Raw genomic sequence first — 21,024 nt, 5'->3', positions numbered from 1 at the left:
TACAGGGAGTTCGTGTGATCATCTAGTGAATGAGCCGTCAAGACCTATAGCATTTTAAAAATATCAGCCACCATGGTATTCTTAACGAATACGAAACCTAAATTTATCCAGTGCCTGAGGAGATGTAGAATTGATAAGCTATTTTGTACATAACGGAGGTGTGGTGCTGCATGTGCTGGAAAATGGAGAGCCTTCTTCCACGATGCCATCACTGCTTGTGATAGGCGGACTGTGGGAGCCTGCAGAGCGGGCCATTCCGCTATTGTCGAATTTACCGGGACACACCGTATCCTTCAGCTTCCGGGGACGCGGACTCAGCTCAACACCTTATGGCGGTTATGATCTAGAGGATCATTTATCGGATATTGCCGCTATCGTTGCCCACACCGGAATTGAACATTACTGCGTGCTGGGATTTTCCAGGGGAGCTTCCTACGCGCTTGGCTGGAGCCTACAGAATCAAGAACAGATAAAAGGCCTTATTCTTGTAGACCAGCCGCCAATCCATCGAAGTGTATCACCGGAAACCGTGGATTTCTGGTGCGGTCTGACTTATCAGCAGGTGCCTATACTCAATTATATGCGGCGGGAAGCGCTGGAGGGGCTGGGACGTGAAGCAGAGGAGCTGGACTTCACTTCACAGCTGGCTCAGCTTAAGCTTCCAGTAACCTTGTTTGCCGGAAGAGATAGGGCGGCAGAGATTCCATCTGATATCTCTGAAGAGACCTTGGACAAGTACAAGCAGTACCTTTCCCCGTTTCACGTTGTGGAATTTCTTCACTCCGGGCATATGATTCCTGACGAGGAGCAGCAGAAATATATTGCTGAAGTCATTTTGTTTCTTTATGAGAGGGGGCTGGCCGATGGTTGAGTGGATCAAGGGTTATAGCCGGGTGGAATACAGTGAGCAGGCAGAGAGGCTTGATTTCGGCAAGGATTCAAGCTTCCGAATGGAGAAAATGGAGCTGGAATCATCGCCTTCCGGTATGACTGCAGCCGCGCAGTATTTTATTGCCCAGAATGCATGGCTGTCTGATGATTTCCGGCAAAACATTCCTGCACATAACGAGAATATCCGCGAGTTGATTCTCGCAGAAATTGCACCTCATTTTGCAAATGTAAGGCAATGTGTCCGTGAAGGAAGCGTTGAAATGATATATCTGCAAGAGCTGAAGACGGAATCACGGCAGCGCTTCGGCGAAACGCAAACCGGAATTCTGCCGGTGCTGGAAGATCTCTACAGGCATCATGATATAAGTGACAGATTTAATGGGGTTAAGCGGACGATCATCAACTATATGGTAAATAAGGATGCCTTGGAGCCTTATGAAGTGCCGGACACCGAAACACTTCAAGCCCTGCTGAGTTCGTATCTAGACCTGCCGGATGTAGAATATAGCGTGATGCCGCTCGGCTGGCTCTTTGATGAGAATTTGCGGTATTCTGAGGCGCTTCGCTTTTTTGCCGGATTTGTCCCCCATCTGATGCTTGGGGTGGATGAAGACACTGGTGAGGTCATCCTGCTTCAGATGTCCGGCAAGGAATTCGCCCGTAAGGTCCTGCTGAATTCGGCACGTCCCCAGCCTCCACGGCGAAAGGACAGCCATTTATATGTGGATATGGGCTATAGGGTCGTGTATGCAATTGATCTAAGCGGACAGTATCCGGTGAGCAATTGGCAAGAGCTTACAGAGAAACAGGCCTATTGGCTGAAGGAAAGCATGAATTTTAACGACTTCAATCATGAAACGGCAGAGCCGGTCCCGGCAAATATCGGGTTCTTTTATGACCAGGATTCTATTCAGTCCATAGTCGATAGGATCAATCAGGAGCTGGAGGATATCCGGGAACAGGATTAACCCGGTGATATCCCCTTGTCGTTATAACACTTGCCAGCAGCCCGCAGAATTTCTGCGGGCTGCTCCAGCATGGAGGACGCATTGTTTTCTACTCATTCTTTACCTATAAATCCGCCAGTCATTTGCATATAATGGAAGCTAATGATTGCAAGGAGGTACAAAAAGAGTGGACATGCAAATGGAACAGATTCTGAACAGGTTTACAGCGATTTGGAGTGAAGAGTTAGAAGCAAATCTGGCAGGGATATACCTGCACGGCTCCTTGGCCATGGGCTGCTTCAATCCGGCCAGAAGTGATATCGACATCCTGGTGGTGATCCGCGGGAAGCTGCCGCGTGCAAGTGCAGTACAGATTGCGCGCAGACTTGTATTCCTCCGTGAGGAACTGGCAAACGGCCTGGAAATTAGTGTGATCGATGAAGCTGCGCTCACACCCGTGAGCTACCCAACACCATGTGAACTGCATTTCTCCGATCACCACCTGGAGCGGTACCGCACGGATGAGAATTATATATGCGGAGGTTATGAGGATGAAGACCTCGCCTCACAAATTGCAGTCGCTTATTACAAGGGGAGGACGTTATACGGTGAACCTCTTGCCACGCACTATCCCCGGGTGAACAATAGCGTCTACCTGTCCTCTATTCTGCACGACATCGCGGATGCGGCAACGGATATTTTGGAGAAGCCGATGTACATGACATTGAATTTGTGCCGGGTGCTGTACTACATAGAAGGAGGCCAGATCGCTTCGAAACGGGAAGGCGGCGAATGGGGAATAGCGAACTTGCCATCGGAGTTCAGGGAACTCGTGCAGGTTTGTTTGAATCAATATAATGGAGTTTCGGAAAATAGGCAGGTGCAGTCCGGTTCACTGACCGCTTTTGCCAGATATATGCTGGGTGAAATAGATAAGAAGAAAATAGAAGAGAGGTGTTCACGTTGAGTATACAAGCTGCAGAAGAAGTGCTCTCATTCTATACGCTTCAGGAGCCGGCGGTTGAATTTATCAGACATAATGAAAATATGACGTTTAAGGTTACGGATCTAAAGGAAGGCAAGCTATACTTGCTGCGTATTCATAGTCCGTCAACAGCAGGCCTGCTCGGGATTCAGCATACGCGGCAGGGCTTGGAATCAGAAATGTACATCCTGCAGGAACTGTCCAAGGACCAGGCACTTCATGTGCAGAAGCCGGTAGCCAACCGGACCGGAGGGCTGGTAACCGAATATGTAAACGATGGCAACGATGTTTGTTATGCTACCCTGCTGGAATGGATAGAGGGGGCTACACTCACCTTACATGAAGACAATATGGAGCAAATCGCTTATCAGCTGGGGGAAAAGCTCGCGGCATTTCATCATTTCTCCCGTCATACTGAGCTTCCTGGTCTTCAACGACCGGTGTATGATGCAGAAAGGATTGATACTGCGGTTGAAGAATTGAAATACGGCGTAGAGTCCGATCTGTACAGTCAAGAACAATATGAGATCATTGTCCAGGTTCTCGGAATTATCAAAAGGCAGCTCCAAGTGCTGGAGACCCTTCCAGGTCAATGGGGGCTTGTACACGCGGATGTGCAGCTTGGGAATGTAATTATCACCGAAAGCGGGCCTTGTTTGATAGACTTTGGTTTTTGCGGGTATGGCTATTATCTGTTTGATCTGGGCAGCGCGGGGACTGTTCTTCCGGGTGAGCTGCGTCAGCTTTTTTTACAGGGCTATGCTTCAGCAGCAGATTTTTCATGGGAGCAAATAAGGTATATTGAGGGGCAGATATTTATGGATACTTTTATCAGCTATCTTTTCTTTATCCATGACTCCACACGTAATAACTGGATTAGAGAGAGTGCGGCAAAGCTTTGTGATACCCTATGCAAGGATTTTATTGCAGGCAAAGAAGTATTTTACTCATTCTAAACTTGAAAGGGCCTTCAAACGGTAAGGAGGAACTAAAAATGAATATAGCAGAAGGCGTAGCCATCATCCCGTTAGAAATCGAGGGCATCATTTTGAATTCCACTTTGGTGTGGGACGAACACAGGGCGATCCTGATCGATGCGGGTTTTTACGGGCATGGCTCACAGATAGTTGAAGGTATGAGGCGGGCCGGCGTAGCTGCTGAGCGGTTATCTGCCGTGATTTTGACCCATCAGGATATTGATCATATTGGCGGTGTGCAGGACCTAATGGAATTAACGGATAGACCGCTGACGGTGTATGCCCACGTGCTGGATCAGCCTTTCATCGAAGGGGCGGTTCCGCTATTAAAAAGAGAATTGCCTCCACAACTTCAGCATATGTTCGACCTTCCTTATCATGTAAAGGTAAATCATACGCTATATGACGGGGATGTGCTTGATTTTTGTGGTGGTGTAGAAGTGATTTGTACTCCTGGACACACCCCGGGACATATCAGTTTGTATTTGCAGACAAGCAGGATACTGATTGCCGGAGACGCATTGCCTTCTGTAAACGGGGATCTGCAAACTCCAACCAATCAAACTACACCTGACCTGCCGGCGGCGTTCAACTCCCTGAATAAATTGCTGGATTACGACATTGACCAAATTGTCTGCTATCATGGCGGGCTGTGTACGGAGAATGTACAGGAGCAGCTCAGGCGTATAGTGGAGCACTCATCCGGTGAGACCGCTTTTTCAAATAAGGAGGAATCTGAGCGGTGAATGGATTACTGGGAATGAAGCTTGGCGAAGGCGGGTGTGCGGAAATTTACGAGTGGGAAGATACGTCAAAGGTTATTAAGCTTGCCAAGAGCAATACCGGAACGGATGCCCTGGCTAGAGAGTTCAGCAATTCGCAAGCGGCTTGGAAAAAAGGACTGACTGTGCCGCGCCCCTACGAATTAACCGAAGTCGATGGCCGTCAGGGGATGGTGACAGAGCGCATCTATGGGGAGTCGCTAATGGAACGGTTCATACAGCTGTTCATGCAGGTGTCTGCAGACAGGAAATGGACGGACAGTGACGATGAGAATATCCGCATCACCGCCCGCAGCCTAAGCCACATTCATAGTCAGAGGATCCCTTCGATGCCACCGCAGCGCGAAGCGCTGAAATGGAATATCCATTCAGCCCGTTATCTGACTTCAGATGAGAAGAAGCGGGTCGTTGAGCGGCTGGATCGTCTGCCTTTGAAGTACCAGCTCTGTCATGGAGATCCCAACCCAGGAAATATCCTGATACGGAATGGTGAACCTGTAGTAATCGACTGGATGAATGCTTCGACCGGTAACCCCGAAGCAGATCTCGGTGAATACATCATCATGATCCGCTATTCGGTTCTGCCGCCGGGTCTGCCTGCGGATGTGCTGGAATTTTTTGACTCCGTAAGAGAACATATCATCCGGGTATTCAGCGAAGAATACGAACGGCTGACGGGGATTGCTTACCGTGAGGTGGAACAGTGGCTGGTTCCGCTCGCTGCACGTAAATTGGACGTTGATTCTATCGTCGAGGAAGAGAAGCAAAGGCTGCTGGAGTTTATCAGAGCGGAGTTGTAAGTGAACAATGAAACAGTCCAGCCAGTGGCGGGAAATCCAACACGGATACCATTCGGTAGCAAAATTTATACTTTTGTCAATATTATAGTAGGGTTAGACTCCAAATGTTAGTGATTGGATACAATCCGGTTCAGGGATTTTGGATGCAATGACAATAAACCTGACATAACCATTCAAAAGACGGGGCTTACACGTTATAATATGGCCTAAAGATGCTACCCGAAAGGTCTGAGGAAGAATGAGCCTGGAAACCTTAAATGAACGAGTGAAAACGGATCTTTCCTATCTTGCCTATGGAGGCCCAGACTGGGTACGGCCGCTGAGCCATCCGGCAGGCCATGTATATGATGTTGTAATTGTGGGCGGTGGGCAAAGCGGCCTCGGAGCGGCTTTTGGACTGCTCCGTGAACGGATATCGAACATTCTGCTGATCGATGAGAACAGTGAAGGGCTGGAAGGACCTTGGGAAACTTACGCCCGGATGGTCACGCTGCGAACACCGAAACATTTAACCTCGGTTGATCTGGGGATTCCTTCATTAACCTTCCGATCCTGGTGGGAGGCGCAGAACGGGGCTGAGAGCTGGGAGGCCGTCGATAAAATCCCGCGCGGCGACTGGATGGATTATCTGCGCTGGTACCGGAGGGTTCTGGACCTGCCCGTGGTCAATGAAGTCCGGCTAGAGCTGATAGAACCTGGTGACGATGGAATTCACCGCCTGCATATCTCAGGTGCTGGAGCGCCGAAGGAGCCATTGCTGGCGCGTAAGGTAGTGTTGGCTACAGGTATCCAGGGGGGAGGCGAATGGCATGTTCCCCCGATGGTAGCTGATCATCTGCCGAAAGCCATGTATGCCCATACCTCAGAGGATATGGACTATACGTTCCTCCGGGGAAAAAGAATCGCCATTCTCGGCGGCGGAGCCTCAGCGTTCGACAACGCGAATTATCTGCTCTCCGGGGGAGCAGCGGAAGCCCATGTGTTTGTCCGCCGCGAGCAGCTTCCGAATGTCAATCCGATCCGCCAGATGGAAGTCTCAGGTATGATTGAACGGTACCATACGTTGTCTGACCCGGAGAAATATGCAGTGATATCGCATTTCTTCAAATTCAATCAGCCGCCGACGAATGATACCTTTGCCCGTGCAGCGGCTTGGCCGGGCTTCCAGCTTCATCTGGGTTCGCCGTGGCTGAAGGTGGAAGCTATTGGCGACAAGGCAGTAGTGACCACGCCGAAAGGTGAATTTTCCTTTGACTTTCTCATAGTCAGCACCGGTCTGCTCAGCGATCCGGGCCTGCGTCCGGAGTTACGATTGATTGAGAGCCATATCGCCCGCTGGAGCGACCGTTACGAAGCACCGTCTGGAGAGGCGAATGCGCTGCTGGATGCGCACCCGTATCTGAGCCCGGGCTTTGCGCTCCAGCCCCGTGCGGAAGAGGGACGCCAGCTTGTACACGGACTGTTCGTCTTCAACTATTCCGCGCTTGCCAGCTGCGGCCTGTCGGCATCCGCCATCTCCGGCATGAAGAATGCGGTACCGAAGCTAGTGGCCGGGGTGGCCGATCAGCTGTTCACCGATGACCGCGAGGAAATTCTGAGTGCCTTTTACGCCTATCATGAGGTTGAATTTACCGGAGTGTGGCCCTTGAAAACTTTGGACTGATAAGACTGATAAACCGCAAGTGTATATTTTTACAGTAGGAGGCTGTCTTCCCGCAGAATGTTCTGCGAGGAGGAGCCTTCTTTTTGATTTCGTGGGCCAGCGCTGCGAGAGCGGAATCAAAGGTATTTCTGCCTTTGATTTCGAACATCAGCGCCTGTCAGAACACCGCTTGGCGTTGACCTCACGCCTCCCCTCATTGATAATAAAAGAAGTTCACATTTCTTCTGGAGATTGGAGTAAGACCATGAGATACCGCAATATGGAAGAATGTATTACCGATTTGGAAAAACATGGACATCTGGTCCGTATTCCTGAGGAAGTCGACCCGAACCTTGAGATGGCGGCGATTCATCTGAAGGTCTACGAAGCGGGCGGTCCCGCCCTGCTCTTCGAGAAGGTCAAAGGCTCGAAATACCGCGCAGTGTCGAATCTGTTCGGCACGATAGAACGCAGTAAATTTATATTCCGCGATACCTGGGAGTCGTCCCAGGATGTGATTGCTCTGCGCAGTGATCCGATGAAGGCGCTCAAGCAGCCGCTCAAATATGTAGGCACAGGGCTGGCGGCCAGAAAAGCCCTGCCGCTGAAAAAAGGGAGTGGCGTTCCGGCGGGCTTCGAGGAGATCCGAATATCCGACCTGCCGCAAATTAAGCATTGGCCTGGGGACGGCGGCGCGTTCATCACCCTGCCTCAGGTCTATTCCGAGGACCCGGACAAGCCCGGCATTATGAATTCCAATCTTGGCATGTACCGTATTCAGCTTAGCGGCAATGAGTATGAGATCAATAAGGAAGTCGGCGTGCATTACCAGATTCACCGGGGCATCGGCATTCACCAGACCAAGGCAACGAAGAAAGGCCAGCCGCTCAAGGTTAGCTGCTTCATCGGGGGACCTCCCGCACATACCTTATCTGCGGTCATGCCCTTGCCCGAGGGCTTAAGCGAAATGACCTTTGCAGGGCTTCTGGCGGGGCGCCACTTCCGCTACAGCTATGCAGACGGTTTCTGCATCAGCAGTGATGCAGACTTTGTCATTACCGGCGAGATTCATCCCGGGGAGACCAGACCGGAGGGGCCTTTTGGCGACCACTTGGGCTACTACAGTCTGACCCATCCGTTCCCTGTGATGAAAGTGCATAAGGTCTATGCCAAAAAAGGGGCCATCTTCCCGTTTACTGTTGTAGGACGCCCGCCGCAGGAGGATACAGCCTTCGGAGAATTGATCCATGAGCTGACTGGCGGGGCTGTGAAGCAGGAGGTGCCTGGAGTCAAAGAGGTGCATGCGGTCGATGCAGCTGGTGTGCATCCGCTGCTGTTCGCCATAGGAAGCGAGCGTTATACCCCATACCAGCAGCTGAAGCAGCCTGCGGAGCTGCTTACCATCGCGAACCGGATACTTGGGACAGGACAGCTCAGTCTGGCGAAGTATCTGTTCATTACGGCGGAAGAAGACCGGCCGGTCAGCACACACAAGATCGGGGATTTCCTGATCTATATTCTGGAGCGGATCAATTTGCACCGGGACATTCATTTTCAGACCAATACTACGATAGACACTCTGGATTATTCCGGAACGGGGATTAACAGCGGCAGCAAAGTGGTTTTTGCAGCGGTGGGGGAGCAGAAGCGAACCTTGTGTACGGAGGTACCGGGGATTCTGAAGAATCTGCAGACGTTCGGACAAGCAAAAATGATTATACCGGGAATCGTGGCATTGCAGGGACCGAAGTTTATTGATTATGCGGCAGCGCGGGAGGAAACAGACAGGCTGAGTATCGCGATTCAGGAACAAGGTGTACTTGATAGCTGCCCGATGATCATCCTGTGTGACGATAGTACTTTCATGAGTGAAACGTTAAACAACTTCCTCTGGGCAACCTTTACGCGCAGCAATCCCTCACATGATATCTATGGGGTGAACAGTGGTGTAGAGAACAAACACTGGTTCTGCGATAATGTGATCATTGACGCCCGTGTGAAGCCGCATCAAGCGCCTCCACTGATCCCGGATGCGGCGGTGGAGCGGAATATTGAACGCTTTTTTGCACAGGGAGCCCCTCTGGCCGGGCTGCACAAACTTCGCTGAGCTTAAGCTTGGGAGAAGTACTGTACCCTGATCCGGTACGGAATCAATGTTGGAATGCGTGACGGAATTAAAGGGAACCACGGCAGGCGTATCGGACGCTTGCCGTGGTTTTTGTTGATATCGGGTCATAAGAGTTCAAGGCTGCAGAATGGAGCTGTGGTAATGGATATGCGATTGCCGATTTCTATCCGGTTACTCTCCGCCCGGAAGGGTGTAGGTATACACTTCACCCTTGCCGCCGTTAATATATCCGGTAAAGGTTAGGGTGTTGCCAGTCCGTCCGGTCAGGAAGATATTGTCTCCCGGGAACATCGAATCGCCCTGCTCCAGTACCCGCTGCCGGTCTGCATCCACCAGCACTTTGTAGAGCGGGGTTTGTACACCGGTGCTGCGGTTCACCAATGTCAGGAATGCTGTATCACCAGGACGGATTACCGCCACATCCGAATACCAGCCTTCGACGTTATAGTAGACGGTAGGAGGGCTGTTTTTACTTATGCCCATCAGCCGGGCCAGATCTACGGTTTCAATTACATCCCCTGTCCCATCCTCGATGAGCCGCAAGGAGCGGCCGTCGTTCAGCAGCAGATTGCCTCCGGACCATACGGCTGGCTCGCTGAAGGTGGAATGGAAATCTGTATGGGCCTGGCGGATAAGGGCAGCGTTCTTGAGGAGGTAGGTGAAATATTCCCGATAAATATGAGGCTCCCCGTAACTATTGCTGATGCGCAGCATGGTAAGTCCAGCCGGTGTCTGTTCAAATTTGAAGTGGACCAGATCCAGCCCGCTACCCAGTGAAGCAAGTTTGCGCTTGGGTCTGCCTCCAGTGGTGATGAATAGTTCGCCGGTATCGAGGGATACGGTATAAACGGAACCTGCGTGGCTTTCGGAGTAGGCACGGTACATATGGAGTCCGTCTGCCAGGAGTTGCTGTGTTTGTGGATTCCAGCGGACGGATTTACCCTCAAGAGCGGATACGATGAATTTTACAGGCACATACAACTGATGATTGAAGAGGTAAGGAGTGCCGCCGGTGTCGATTCTTTTGCCATCGAGCACACCGGTGCGGCTGCCAACCTGAACGGTGAAGCTTTTCTCCCAGCCGCTGAAAACAGCTTGTTTACTGGAATTGTCCCACTTGAGTGCAAATCCTGCAGGCGTGATTATAGAAGCTGGCATATAGGTGACACCATTCTTGATTTGTCCATCCCCTGTCTCGCCGCTTGCGAGTGTGGATTGATTGGTGAAGGTCAGCACGACTTGCACGGTTGCAGCTTTTTGGGCGGATGCCGGAGAAGGGGATGCACCCGATAACAGCAGTAAGGCAATTGCGGCGGGTAGAAGCATTTTTCTGGCCATATATGATGTTCTCCTTTCAAAAAAATGGTTGAATAAGGTGGGGAACTGGCTTCAGCGTGTGCAATTGTTCATATAGACGGCTCCTCCGCGGGAATGTTTCGGTAAAATATGGATTTAGAAAGAAAATATATTGAATATATTGGATCGCCATTGCTACTATTGTGGGGAGTTCTAATACGGTGAAGTAGGATGAAGGGGACAAAACTATGGGAGTTTTGGAAACACAGCGGTTAACGATGAGAGGCTTCAAACCGGAAGACTGGGAGGATTTGCATGATTATCTGTCCCGGGAAGAGGTGGTGAGGTACGAGCCTTATGGGGTTTTTGATGAGGAGGCGAGTAAGGCGGAGGCGCTTAGACGCTCTACGGACCATGCTTTTTGGGCGGTATGCCTGAAGGAGTCCGGTAAAATGATAGGCAATCTCTATTTTCAGCAGCAAGAGCCGCAGGCGTTCCAGACTTGGGAGCTCGGCTATGTCTTCGGGAGTGGATTCCAGGGCCAGGGCTATGCAACAGAGGCGTGCCTAAGGCTGCTGGAATATGCATTCAGTGACTTGCAGATCCGCAGAGTAACTGCTCACTGTGATCCCCGCAACCATCCCTCCTGGCAATTGCTGGAGCGGCTGCAGCTGCGCCGGGAAGGGCATTTGCTTCAGACGGGGTACTTCAAAAACGATATTGAAGGACATCCGCTCTATCATGATACCTATGCCTACGGTCTGCTTGGAAGCGAATGGCTAAGCATCCAGCAGGCGGCTTCGGACAAGCAGCAGGCATAGCGGGATGAAAAGGGGCCGTCTGCTGGGGATTGTAATCTATCTGCTGAACCGGGAAACAGTCAGTGCCCGGTGCTGGCTGAGAAATTCGAAGTGTCGCAGCGCACCATTCAGCGTGATATCGATTGATTGCCCGTCTAAGCGGAAAATTACATTGAGAATAACAAAAGCACATGAACGTTCTCCTTGGAGAATTCATGTGCTTTTGTTATGTGAGGAAGCTGAATCCGTTATTAATAAAATTATGGCTTGCCTTAAAGTGAACTTTAAGGAATATGATGATCCCGAACAAACGAAATGGAGGGATAATACATGGAAGCACAAAAACATCATCATCGAACATTACAAGCACCGCTAGCAACGGGATTCGACGTCCAGACAACAGCCAAAGAAGTAATCGGCGGTCTGAACCTGACTGGTAAAGTAGCAATAGTTACGGGCGGATATTCCGGAATTGGCCTGGAAACCTCACGTGTGTTAGCCGAAGCGGGAGCCACTGTAATTGTGCCGGCGCGGACACCGGAAAAGGCTAAAGCTGCAGTATCCGGCATTCCCGGTCTGGAGCTGGAAGCCCTTGATTTGATGGACCCCGCTTCTATTGACGGCTTCGCCCAGCGGTTCATCCTTTCAGGCCGGCCGCTTCACTATCTCATCAACAGTGCAGGCATAATGGCTGCACCCCTGGCACGTGATACGCGCGGCTATGAGTCGCAATTCGCTACCAATCATCTGGGGCATTTTCAGCTAACGGCCCGTCTCTGGCCTGCATTGAAACAGGCGGGTCTGGCCCGGGTCATCTCGGTCTCCTCCCGGGCGCATCGCCTGGGTGGTGTTGATCTCAGTGATCCGAGCTTTGAACGGCGGGAATATGACAAATGGAAAGCTTATGCCCAGTCCAAAAGTGCGAACGTACTGTTTGCAGTAGCTCTGGATGATAAAGCCAAAGCGTACGGAGTCCGGGCTTTCGCTGTCCATCCGGGCCTCATTCCTTCCTCGGGAATTGGCCGTTTCCTGGAGTCAGAGGAGGGGGGTGTGAAGCCGATTCAGACTGCTCAACCCGCCAAAGAGGAGGAGAAACTGTCATCTGGCATGAAGCAGCCTGATTTCATGAAGACTACAGAGCAGGGAGCTGCAACCAGCGTATGGTGTGCGGTTAGTGAACAACTTGATGGCCTGGGAGGCGTCTACTGCGAGGATGCCGATATTGCCGAAGCTGTTCCGGCAGACAGTGTGCAGGGCTCGGGAGTCTGGCCGTGGGCCGTTGACCGGGAGTCTGCCGGGCGGCTGTGGGTGCTCAGTGAGCAGATGACCGGAGTGAAGTTCAATATCTGAGCCGACTTGACGTAAAGTATACTTTACACCGTATACTAGGGGGAAACTGGATCACTGTAGTGGTCAGAGGGAAGTGGCTTACTTGGGAATCTCCATCAAAGAGGCTTCGGAGAAGCTGGGGCTGGCTCCGCATACCATCCGCTATTATGAAAAGGAAGGGCTGCTTCCAGCGCTTCAGCGGGACGAATACGGGAATCGGATATTTGAGGAAAAGGATCTGGAGTCTATCTCGCTCCTGAACTGTTTTCGGGTAACCGGTTTACCGGTGGCCACATTGAAGCAAATGGTAGACCTTACGCTTCAGGGCGATTCGACGATTCCGCAGCGTACGGTCATTTTACGGGAATACAAGCAGGATCTGGTGCGTCAACAGCAGGAGCTGGACCGGGCTTTTGCCATTGTGAATATGAAGCTGTCCAAATATGACTTACTGGAGCAAGGACAGCTGGCTCCGCAGGACCGCATGGGACTCTAGTACTGAGGGGAGTGAAGTGGAATTAGTGAACTTAAATATGCTCAAAGCCTGCTGCAGAGGTGTTAGTGGGAATTAGTAGACTTAAACGAAGCGAATTCCGCTGTAAGGAGGAAAATAGGCCTATTTAAGTCTACTTTCTCCAACTAGCGCTTTCGGGAGAGCGTGAGCCTAAGATCTAAATTCACTTTTTCCGCTTAGGTCTGCCTCTGCCATACGGTTCAAGGAGGAATGGATGATAGGGGAAGCACCGGTTTACCCGCCGGACGGGAAAAGCCATGTACCCCGGTATCCCCAATCCAAAACGGCTGTGCTGTCCAGTGAAGGACGGCGCAGCCGTTTCTACATGCGTGATACACATAAAACCTTACAGCAGACATACATTCGTTACATCTCCTAGTGGAACCGGGGCAGGATTCTTCCGTTGCTCCCTCAGGCTGTGATTATCTTCGCCCTGGTTTTGATGCGTCTGCTGTCGATCACTTCTTCATAATCGCGGATCAGGCCGTCAAAAATGTGTTCCCAGGAACGGCCAAGCGCCTGTCTCCGTCCTTCCATCCCCATGATGTCCCGCAGAATCGAATTGTTGGCCATGCGGCATATCTCCTCAACCAGCGCTCCCGGATCATTCGGCTGAAACAGCTCGCCGTTAATCCCGGGCATCACCAGTTCCATAGACCCGCCTGCACCGGCGGCAATGACAGGCAACCCTGAGGCCATAGCCTCCAGTACCACGTTGCCAAAGGTTTCCGTGCAGGAAGGGAACACGAACAGATCGGCAGAAGCGTATAGCTCTGCGAGTTCCTCGCCGTGCTTCACACCGGTGAAGGTCACATTCCGGGGTGCCTGGGACCGCAGTTCGGGCAGCAAGGGGCCGTCACCGACCACTAGCAGGTGAACCCCGGCAGCAACAGATTCGGGGAGATGCCGTACAGCTTGCAGGAGGGTGGAGATATCTTTTTCCGGAGCAATCCGGCCTACATAGAGCAGTATCAGCGGTTCGGTGATTCCATAACGCTCCCGTACTTCAGCGGCATTGCGTTTGTCCGGAGAATACTGGCGGTAATCAATGCCTCTCGACCAGAGCTGCAGCCGCTCGAAGCCTTGCTCCTGCAGTGTGCGTATCGTTTCCCGGGATGGGGCAAACGTAGCATCGCAAGAGCGGTGGAACCATTTCATGTATTTCCAATAAAGGGGGACAATTCGGCGTACCCGGTAGTATTCCAGGTAACGGTCGAAATGGGTATGGTAGGAGGCAACATGAGGAAGGCCTTGCCTATGCGCATAACGGAGGCCGCAGAGGCCAATGTTGAACGGGGTGGCCATATGCAGCAGATCTGGCTGGAAGGAATTCAGCTGGCTCTGAATCGACGACATGCTGGGCAGAGCCAGCCTGCACTCCGGATACAGAAAAAAAGGAATGCTGGCGACAGGACGAACCGGATCGGGGTAGCTGCCTTCAATGGCGGATTTGGGTGTAAACAGCAGATGCTCAATCCCCCGGCGGTTCAGGTGACTGGTCAACCGGCCAAGCGTGCGGGCGACACCGTTGGTTTGCGGAAGAAACGTGTCCGTAAATAAGGCCAGGCGCATGGAATCCCTCCCTATGGTCTTCTTGCCCTGATCGTAACAGCCGAATATTACAAGGGAGTTAACCGGAGGTTAAACAATAACAGCGGACAAATAGTATTCGGGTAAACATTATCAAATCTTTATTTTCTCTTGTTAATCTGTCTCCACACAGTAACGAGAGGAAGGGATTAGATGGGGCCATATATTCTGGAAACAAGACATTTAAGTAAACGGTTCAAGCGGCAGCAGGCCGTGGCAGATGTGTCGCTGAAGATACCGAAAGGCACAGTATACGGACTTCTTGGACCCAATGGGGCAGGTAAAACGACTACACTAAAAATGATTACAGGACTTCTGCGTCCAAGTGAAGGGGAGATTCTGGTTGGGGGGAAGCCTTGGGAGAGACGGCATCTGGAGCGGATCGGGGCTCTGATTGAAGCTCCTGCGCTGTACGGCAACCTTACGGCAAGGGAGAACTTGATGGTTCATGCGATGCTGTTGAGACTGCCTGCGCAAAGGATCGAAGAGGTGCTGCGCACAGTGGATCTGCAGGAGACACGCTCCAAAAAGGCGTCCCAGTTCTCGCTCGGGATGAAACAAAGACTCGGTATAGCGATTGCCCTGCTGAACCAGCCGGAGCTGCTGATTCTGGATGAACCGACGAACGGACTCGACCCGCTGGGCATTCAAGAGCTCAGGGAACTGATCCGTTCCTTCCCTGGGCAGGGTATCACCGTGATTCTCTCCAGCCACATTCTGTCTGAGGTGGAGCAGATCGCCGATCATATCGGCATTATTAGCGGTGGACGGCTGGGCTATGAGAGCGAAATCCATACAGGCGAGGATCTGGAAGCGCTGTTTATGCAGGTCGTTGCCCGAAACCGGGAACAGGCAGGTGGTGTGCAGCATGTTTAGTATCCTTCAATCAGAGCATTTGAAATACAAACGCAGCTTTTCGTTGAAGCTGGTTTGGGCTGCCCCGTCGTTCTTTGTACTGTTCGCGCTCATTGCCTTACTGTACATTCCCAAAGGACAGAGCTTACCAGGGGAGCTGTTCCTCAGTATGGTTTTCAACTGGTGGCCGTTTATTTTCGTGCCGCTCGGCACGGCGCTGCTCTGTGCACTGGCCGAGGTTAGGGAACGTAAGGCCGGCCATTACCGCGGCTTACGCCTGCACAATATCCGTCCCGGATTACTGTGGATCGGCAAAATCATGGTGCTTGCTTACTATATGCTCCTGTCATCATTGGGAACCATTGCTGCTGCTCTGCTTGCAGGTCTGCTGATAACGGATGGAACCCTTCCTGTGGAAAAGGTAGTGTATGCCAGCCTGCTCACTTGGCTGGTCTCATTAAGCCTGATTCCTTTGCAGCTCATGGCTGCTGCCTGGAAAGGAATGGCCGCATCTATCGGGCTGGGTGTTGCAGGCATGTTCGCTGGTGTCCTTGCCGCACCTGGTCCCCATTGGCTCTATGTGCCCTGGAGCTGGGCACTGCGGCTGATGTGTCCGGTAGCCGGAGTTCATCCAAACGGCGTCCCACTTGAAACCGGGGACCCCCTGCTGGACACCTCGGTTATTCCAGCAGGGATTGCCGTTTCACTGCTATTTTTTGCGGCCAGTTCCTGGCTAACAGGAGTATGGTTTGACCGGAAAGAGGTGAAATAGAAATGCTGCTGCGATTAATGGCCTCGGATTGGCTCAAAACAAAGCGGACACCAGTCCGCTGGTTGACAGGGATGGCAGTTCTGGGCTATCCTGCGCTTCTATTATGGTACTTCGCCCGTCCTGTCCGTACAGCGGGGCTTCCATATGAGATCCACCACGCCTTTTTTCAGTCGGCTAGTATAGTTCTGCCTGTCGGTATAGGTTTGTTGGCCGGACTGCTTGCTGCCCAGGAGGAGAATGCCGGCCATTTCAACGGCCTGCTGGGGCAGAGTGCGCCCAGAACGCTGATCTATCTTGGCAAGCTGCTGCAGCTGATTCTGCTGGTTGCAGCATTCCTTTTTGGTTCCATGCTGGTGATGCTCCCCGGGATGCGGTATATTCTTCAATTGGAGCATCCTGGAGCAGGAATCTTCCTGCTCAGCGGTCTGCTTGCGCTTGCGGGCAGCCTGGCCTTGTGCGCACTGCATCTGTACCTGGCGCTGGCTTTCGGGCTGGGCGCTTCTGTTGGAGCAGGGGGAGCGGGTCTGCTGGTTGCTGCCATCATAGGCACCACTTCCATAGGTGATGCCATATGGCCCTTCGTACCCTGGTCCTGGCCTGCCCGGCTTGCCGGTCTTCCTGGCCTCGCTATGCAAGGGGTATCACTGCCGGATGGCTTCCAGTTATCCGGATTCCTGCGGGACAATCTGGTTCGGGGTCTCGTTCCAGCCTGTATGGTGTTCATGCTTGTGACCGCTTGTAGTATACTATGGTTTTGTAGATGGGAAGGCCGTGACAGCTACGAATAGCGAAGGGCAGGAGGGATAAATTGAGCAGAATTTTGATCATTGATGATGAAGAGGCCTTGGTTCAACTGCTCACAGATGAGCTGGAGGCCAAGGGGCATGAGGTGCTGTCCGCTGCTGACGGAATCGAAGGCGTCCGGCTGGTGGAGCGTGAACCGGATCTAATTATTCTCGACATTATGATGCCGGAGATGAATGGTTTTGAAGTCTGCCGCAGCATCCGCGACCAGGTAAGCTGTCCGATTATCTTCCTGAGTGCCAGGCAGTCGGAAGCGGACCGGGTCCGCGGGCTGACGCTGGGCGGAGATGATTATGTGATCAAGCCGTTTGGCCTCCGCGAGCTGATGGCCCGGATCGAGGGCAATCTGCGGAGGGAAGAACGGTCACGGCAAAAGCCGCAGCAGTACAACCGGCTGCGGTTTGGCAAGCTGGAGCTGAGTCTGAAGGAACGGCTGGTCAGCGTAGCAGGGGAGCCTCTCACACTGACGCGGCGGGAATATGATATCACTGAGCTGCTGGCGCTGCATGGCGGCCAGGTTTTTTCACGCGAGCATATTTATGAGAAAGTCTGGGGTTATGATGCCGAAGGAGATGCATCGACCGTAGTTGAGCATATCAAGAAGATTCGGGCCAAGCTGGCCGCGGCCGATCCTTCCGGCGATTATATCTCTACCGTATGGGGAATCGGCTACAAATGGACCATTCACTAAGCTAGGAGCTGCCATATGAATAAAAAACCGCTTAAGACCCAGTTTCAACTGGCTTTCACCTATATTATCCTGTCCAGCGTGGTAGCGACGGTGATCACTTATGCTCTGGCTGTGCTGCTCTTTATGCGGGTGGAGAATAAGCTGGTGTATCCCGCCAATCATTATGAGAAGCGCTTGCCTGCCATCGAAAGCTATATTCTGCAGGAACAAACAGCGCTGCTTGCCTTATCCGCCAGACCGGCGCTGGAAGCGGCGATTCCGGGTGAGGGCATCACTTACCAGGTGGTGGACGGGAATGCACACATCTTATATGGCACACTGGATAATGTGCAAATTCACGGCCGAACGGAACTGTACAAGCTGTTGAATACTACCACGGGTATCCAAAGCAGATATGTGCACACGGTGCCGGTCATCGATACGGAAGGCGCAGTCAAAGGTGCGGTACTGCTGTCCTACGCGCTGAAGCCTACTTATGTGAATGAATCCGGCAACATGTGGATGACGGTGATTTTTATCGGTGCATTAGTGTCGCCATTTCTCTATATTCTCTTATTCTCGCTGTTATTCTCGCGCCTTGTTGCCGGCAATATCAATAAGCCGCTGCGCCTGCTGATGGAGGCCGCCCGCAAGATTAAAGAGAAGGATCTCGACTTCGAAATCAGCTATCATTCGGATAATGAGCTGGGCCAGCTCAGCAGTGCTTTTGCCGAGATGAAAACGGAGCTTGCGAGCTCCCTGTCGGCACAATGGCGGATGGAGCAGGAACGGGTGGAGATGGTCGAAGCGCTGGCACATGATCTCAAGGCTCCGCTCTCCATCATTCGAAGCTATGCCGAAGCATTAATCGACTCGGGGGACCCGAAAGACGGGAAGCTTCTTCGCTATCTTGGCGTGATCCGGGAGAATGCGGACAAAAGCAGCGAACGGGTGCGGCAGATGCAGTATACATCGGATATGGAAAAGGCGGGTTCCGTAGTCCATCCAGAGACATTTGAGCTGGTACCATTTCTGGATCGCAAAATCACGGCTTACTCGTTGGAGGCTGGCCGGAAGGGTGTTGAAATCGTTCTGAGGATGGGGGAGGCGGCAGGGGTATCTTTGCACACCGACCCGGAGCTTCTGGAGCGTATTCTCGACAATGTGGTGATGAACAGTCTGGAATATACGCCTGGCGGTGGCACCATTTCTGTTTCGGTTACCGTGCAAGGCAGCCGCATTTCTTACGAGATCTGTGATACCGGGCCTGGATTTAGCCGGAGAGACCTGGAGAAGGCTGTTCAGAAATTCTACCGGGGGGATGATGCCAGGGGCAGCAGGGACGGGCATTCCGGGCTTGGTCTGTATATTGCAAAGCAGCTGGCCGCGAAGCTGGGCGGCGAGATCCGGTTGAGCAACACACCCGGAGGTGGAGCATGCGTGGTTATAGAGCATGAAGAGGCAGGATGAATGGTGTAAGGTGAATGGGACGGGTTTTAGTTTGGATAAACAAACCAAAAAAGCAAAGCAGCTTTTCTTTAATAGAAGAAGCGCTGCTTTGCTCTCCGGGGATATGCCTTAAGGAAATCGGAGGCTGCTTTGATTTTCAGGAAATAATTCCTGCTTCCCAGATCGGTTCGGCATACCTGTTCTTAAGATTGCTGCTGCACTCTTTGCCGGTATCATAAGAACGGTCACCCAGCACCAGCTTGAACTGCTCCAGCGCCCGGGCGCCTTCAGCCGGCACCGTGCTGTTCAGCCACGAAGCCAGAGCCCGCAGCACCGTCCGTCCTTCAGCAAGCGCCTCCTCCCACAGGTCCCAGACACTTTCGGTCCGGACTTCGGAGTAGAGCGCCGAATGCCGCCACTCCCCGTGTTTTTCGTTCAGATAATCGAGCTTCTCCTCGGCAGGGGACAGCTGTTGTGAAAACAGGCGGCGGGCTTTGCCTCTCAGCAGGGATTTCTTCCAGCCCTTGGGATCGAATAAGCATTTATGCGCCAAAATCATGTCCAGGTACGCTTCATGCCAGATTTCAGCGGGAAGTCGCCGGGTTTCGGGATACCAGTCAGCTGCGGTTTCATGCAGAATCGTGTGGATGGGGATAGGCAAATGGGAGCCCACATTGATTTTTTTCCAGGCGGCATGCCGCCATGTATCCAACTGTCTCAGCCGCTTCATGAATAAGGTGTCGAGGACAATCTCAAAACGCTGGTGATTACGGTGCTTGTAGCCCGCTTTCCAGTTGATGTAGGGATGAAGGTTACGGTCCAGCAGATGGTGGGTAAGGAAGCCGAGAAAATATTGCTGCGCCTCCTTCAGCTCGGCGGCGGGAAGCGCCCGGGCTCTCTGCCAGAATTCGACCAGCACCGGACCGCAATTCTCCGTATGCATGAGATCGCCGAGCTGAAGCGCCCGGGTATCTTTTTTCCAGGGCAGAAAGCTGTGGTACAGCAGGAAATCCGGTCCCTGGCAGCCAAGCTGGTACAGCTCAGGACGGGACTTCATCTCCGCAAGAAAAGGGAACTCACCGCTGAACTCTTCCGCTAGCTGTTGCCCATACTCCAGATGCATCCAAATGTTAGGCATTCATTTCACCCCTCTGATCGTTGTTATCTTCAGCATACAGAATTTGTGTAAAAAGAGATGGCATAGTACTCGTGCGGATTGTAATTCTCTTGATTCCGTCTTTCTTTTAGGTTACTCCTCACCCGGACCAATTTCAATAAGCCGCCTGCAGTAAGTTCGCTCGAGCCCGGTCAACAGTGCGGGATAATCAGCAATCGGGAAGAAATTCTTCCTGTCCTTTCTATAATCGAGCGGTAACACTAAAATACATGCAGAGGTGATTAGAATGTGTCTGAAAACTAAATAACATGGTAAGATTTGGGAAAAATGAATGGAGCGTCAAGTATGATTCAAAGACGGTACGAAATAAGCGATGAACAGTGGGATCAAATTAAGGGGATGTTTCCACTCTACCGAACAGGACGTCCGTCAAAATTAAGTGAACGAACCATGTTTAACGCTTTTCTATGGATCGCTCGAAGTGGTGCTGCTTGGCTCGATTTACCGGAGAACGCTATGGTCCATGGAAAACGGTCTACAGTCGCTTTTGCAAGTGGCGAGATACCGGACTGCTTGTCGCGATCTTCCAAACTCTTCAGGTCGAACCTGACTTTGAAAACTTGAGCATTGATTCGACATCGGTCAAAGCCCATCAACATAATGCCGGTGCTAAAAA

20 protein-coding genes and 1 pseudogene are annotated in these 21,024 nt (G+C 52.0%); 18 read left to right on the top strand and 3 right to left on the bottom strand.

What is annotated here, in order from left to right; translation table 11 throughout:
- The first annotated feature begins 130 nt into the window (after nt 1-130).
- From A3849_RS10990 to A3849_RS10955, 8 genes are all read left to right on the top strand, one after another.
- Entirely contained in the window at nt 131-871 is a 741-nt protein-coding gene (locus A3849_RS10990; protein WP_074111452.1) for an alpha/beta fold hydrolase, read from the top strand.
- On the top strand, nt 864-1,859 hold the full coding sequence (locus A3849_RS10985; protein WP_074111451.1) for a hypothetical protein: 996 nt from the start codon (nt 864-866) through the stop codon (nt 1,857-1,859). Before A3849_RS10990 ends, A3849_RS10985 begins: the two co-directional genes overlap by 8 nt.
- Nucleotides 1,860-2,031: 172 nt before the next feature.
- Nucleotides 2,032-2,805 carry an aminoglycoside adenylyltransferase domain-containing protein gene (locus A3849_RS10980; protein ID WP_074111535.1) on the top strand — a complete coding sequence of 258 codons (774 nt, stop codon included), beginning with the start codon at nt 2,032-2,034 and terminating at the stop codon, nt 2,803-2,805.
- Nucleotides 2,802-3,779: a phosphotransferase enzyme family protein gene (locus A3849_RS10975; protein ID WP_074111450.1), complete on the top strand. Its 978-nt coding sequence runs from the start codon at nt 2,802-2,804 to the stop codon at nt 3,777-3,779. Before A3849_RS10980 ends, A3849_RS10975 begins: the two co-directional genes overlap by 4 nt.
- 38 nt (nt 3,780-3,817) lie before the next feature.
- Nucleotides 3,818-4,546: an MBL fold metallo-hydrolase gene (locus tag A3849_RS10970; protein ID WP_074111449.1), complete on the top strand. Its 729-nt coding sequence runs from the start codon at nt 3,818-3,820 to the stop codon at nt 4,544-4,546.
- A complete protein-coding gene (locus tag A3849_RS10965; RefSeq protein WP_143191786.1) occupies nt 4,543-5,382 on the top strand; it encodes a phosphotransferase in 840 nt (279 codons plus the stop codon). The genes A3849_RS10970 and A3849_RS10965 overlap by 4 nt, the downstream gene beginning before the upstream one ends.
- 238 nt (nt 5,383-5,620) lie before the next feature.
- Nucleotides 5,621-7,045: an FAD/NAD(P)-binding protein gene (locus A3849_RS10960; RefSeq protein WP_074111448.1), complete on the top strand. Its 1,425-nt coding sequence runs from the start codon at nt 5,621-5,623 to the stop codon at nt 7,043-7,045.
- 244 nt (nt 7,046-7,289) lie between these two features.
- On the top strand, nt 7,290-9,131 hold the full coding sequence (locus A3849_RS10955) for a UbiD family decarboxylase (protein WP_074111447.1): 1,842 nt from the start codon (nt 7,290-7,292) through the stop codon (nt 9,129-9,131).
- 192 nt (nt 9,132-9,323) lie between these two features.
- On the opposite strand, the gene A3849_RS10950 is transcribed toward A3849_RS10955, so the two are convergent.
- Entirely contained in the window at nt 9,324-10,490 is a 1,167-nt protein-coding gene (locus tag A3849_RS10950; RefSeq protein WP_074111446.1) for a copper amine oxidase N-terminal domain-containing protein, read from the bottom strand.
- Nucleotides 10,491-10,696: 206 nt separating this feature from the next.
- On the opposite strand from A3849_RS10950, the gene A3849_RS10945 reads away from it, so the two are divergent.
- The 4 genes from A3849_RS10945 to A3849_RS32835 all read left to right on the top strand — a co-directional run bounded on the left by A3849_RS10945 (nt 10,697) and on the right by A3849_RS32835 (nt 13,470).
- Complete coding sequence (locus tag A3849_RS10945) at nt 10,697-11,269, top strand: GNAT family N-acetyltransferase (RefSeq protein WP_074111445.1); 573 nt, start codon at nt 10,697-10,699, stop codon at nt 11,267-11,269.
- Nucleotides 11,270-11,578: 309 nt separating this feature from the next.
- On the top strand, nt 11,579-12,598 hold the full coding sequence (locus A3849_RS10935; protein ID WP_074111443.1) for an SDR family NAD(P)-dependent oxidoreductase: 1,020 nt from the start codon (nt 11,579-11,581) through the stop codon (nt 12,596-12,598).
- Nucleotides 12,599-12,680: 82 nt separating this feature from the next.
- Nucleotides 12,681-13,073, top strand: a complete 393-nt coding sequence (locus A3849_RS10930; protein WP_074111442.1) for a MerR family transcriptional regulator — start codon at nt 12,681-12,683, stop codon at nt 13,071-13,073.
- Nucleotides 13,074-13,305: 232 nt separating this feature from the next.
- The gene (locus A3849_RS32835) at nt 13,306-13,470 is read left to right on the top strand and encodes a hypothetical protein (protein WP_178382659.1); all 165 of its coding nucleotides are present in this window, start codon (nt 13,306-13,308) and stop codon (nt 13,468-13,470) included.
- Nucleotides 13,471-13,502: 32 nt separating this feature from the next.
- Here the strand turns inward: A3849_RS32835 and A3849_RS10925 are convergent, their stop codons facing one another.
- Complete coding sequence (locus tag A3849_RS10925) at nt 13,503-14,663, bottom strand: glycosyltransferase family 4 protein (RefSeq protein WP_074111441.1); 1,161 nt, start codon at nt 14,661-14,663, stop codon at nt 13,503-13,505.
- Nucleotides 14,664-14,834: 171 nt separating this feature from the next.
- Between A3849_RS10925 and A3849_RS10920 the strand changes: the two genes are divergently transcribed.
- The 5 genes from A3849_RS10920 to A3849_RS10900 are packed head-to-tail and all read left to right on the top strand — an operon-like array spanning nt 14,835 to nt 19,252.
- Complete coding sequence (locus tag A3849_RS10920) at nt 14,835-15,557, top strand: lantibiotic protection ABC transporter ATP-binding protein (RefSeq protein WP_074111440.1); 723 nt, start codon at nt 14,835-14,837, stop codon at nt 15,555-15,557.
- A complete protein-coding gene (locus A3849_RS10915; protein WP_074111439.1) occupies nt 15,550-16,308 on the top strand; it encodes a lantibiotic immunity ABC transporter MutE/EpiE family permease subunit in 759 nt (252 codons plus the stop codon). Before A3849_RS10920 ends, A3849_RS10915 begins: the two co-directional genes overlap by 8 nt.
- Before the next feature lie 2 nt (nt 16,309-16,310).
- On the top strand, nt 16,311-17,096 hold the full coding sequence (locus A3849_RS10910; RefSeq protein WP_074111438.1) for a lantibiotic immunity ABC transporter MutG family permease subunit: 786 nt from the start codon (nt 16,311-16,313) through the stop codon (nt 17,094-17,096).
- A 20-nt stretch (nt 17,097-17,116) separates the two neighbouring features.
- Complete coding sequence (locus A3849_RS10905; protein WP_074111437.1) at nt 17,117-17,803, top strand: response regulator transcription factor; 687 nt, start codon at nt 17,117-17,119, stop codon at nt 17,801-17,803.
- Between the two features lie 15 nt (nt 17,804-17,818).
- On the top strand, nt 17,819-19,252 hold the full coding sequence (locus tag A3849_RS10900) for a HAMP domain-containing sensor histidine kinase (protein WP_074111436.1): 1,434 nt from the start codon (nt 17,819-17,821) through the stop codon (nt 19,250-19,252).
- A 136-nt stretch (nt 19,253-19,388) separates the two neighbouring features.
- On the opposite strand, the gene A3849_RS10895 is transcribed toward A3849_RS10900, so the two are convergent.
- Nucleotides 19,389-20,369 carry a zinc dependent phospholipase C family protein gene (locus A3849_RS10895; protein WP_074111435.1) on the bottom strand — a complete coding sequence of 327 codons (981 nt, stop codon included), beginning with the start codon at nt 20,367-20,369 and terminating at the stop codon, nt 19,389-19,391.
- A gap of 324 nt (nt 20,370-20,693) precedes the next feature.
- On the opposite strand from A3849_RS10895, the pseudogene A3849_RS10890 reads away from it, so the two are divergent.
- Nucleotides 20,694-21,024, top strand: a pseudogene (locus A3849_RS10890) (IS5 family transposase); the annotation flags it as partial.

Source organism: Paenibacillus sp. P46E (assembly GCF_001909095.1).
Classification (GTDB): Bacteria; Bacillota; Bacilli; order Paenibacillales; family Paenibacillaceae; genus Paenibacillus_AQ; species Paenibacillus_AQ helianthi.
Note: the sequence above shows the minus strand (reverse complement) of the source record. Positions and strands in the feature narration are given on the sequence as shown.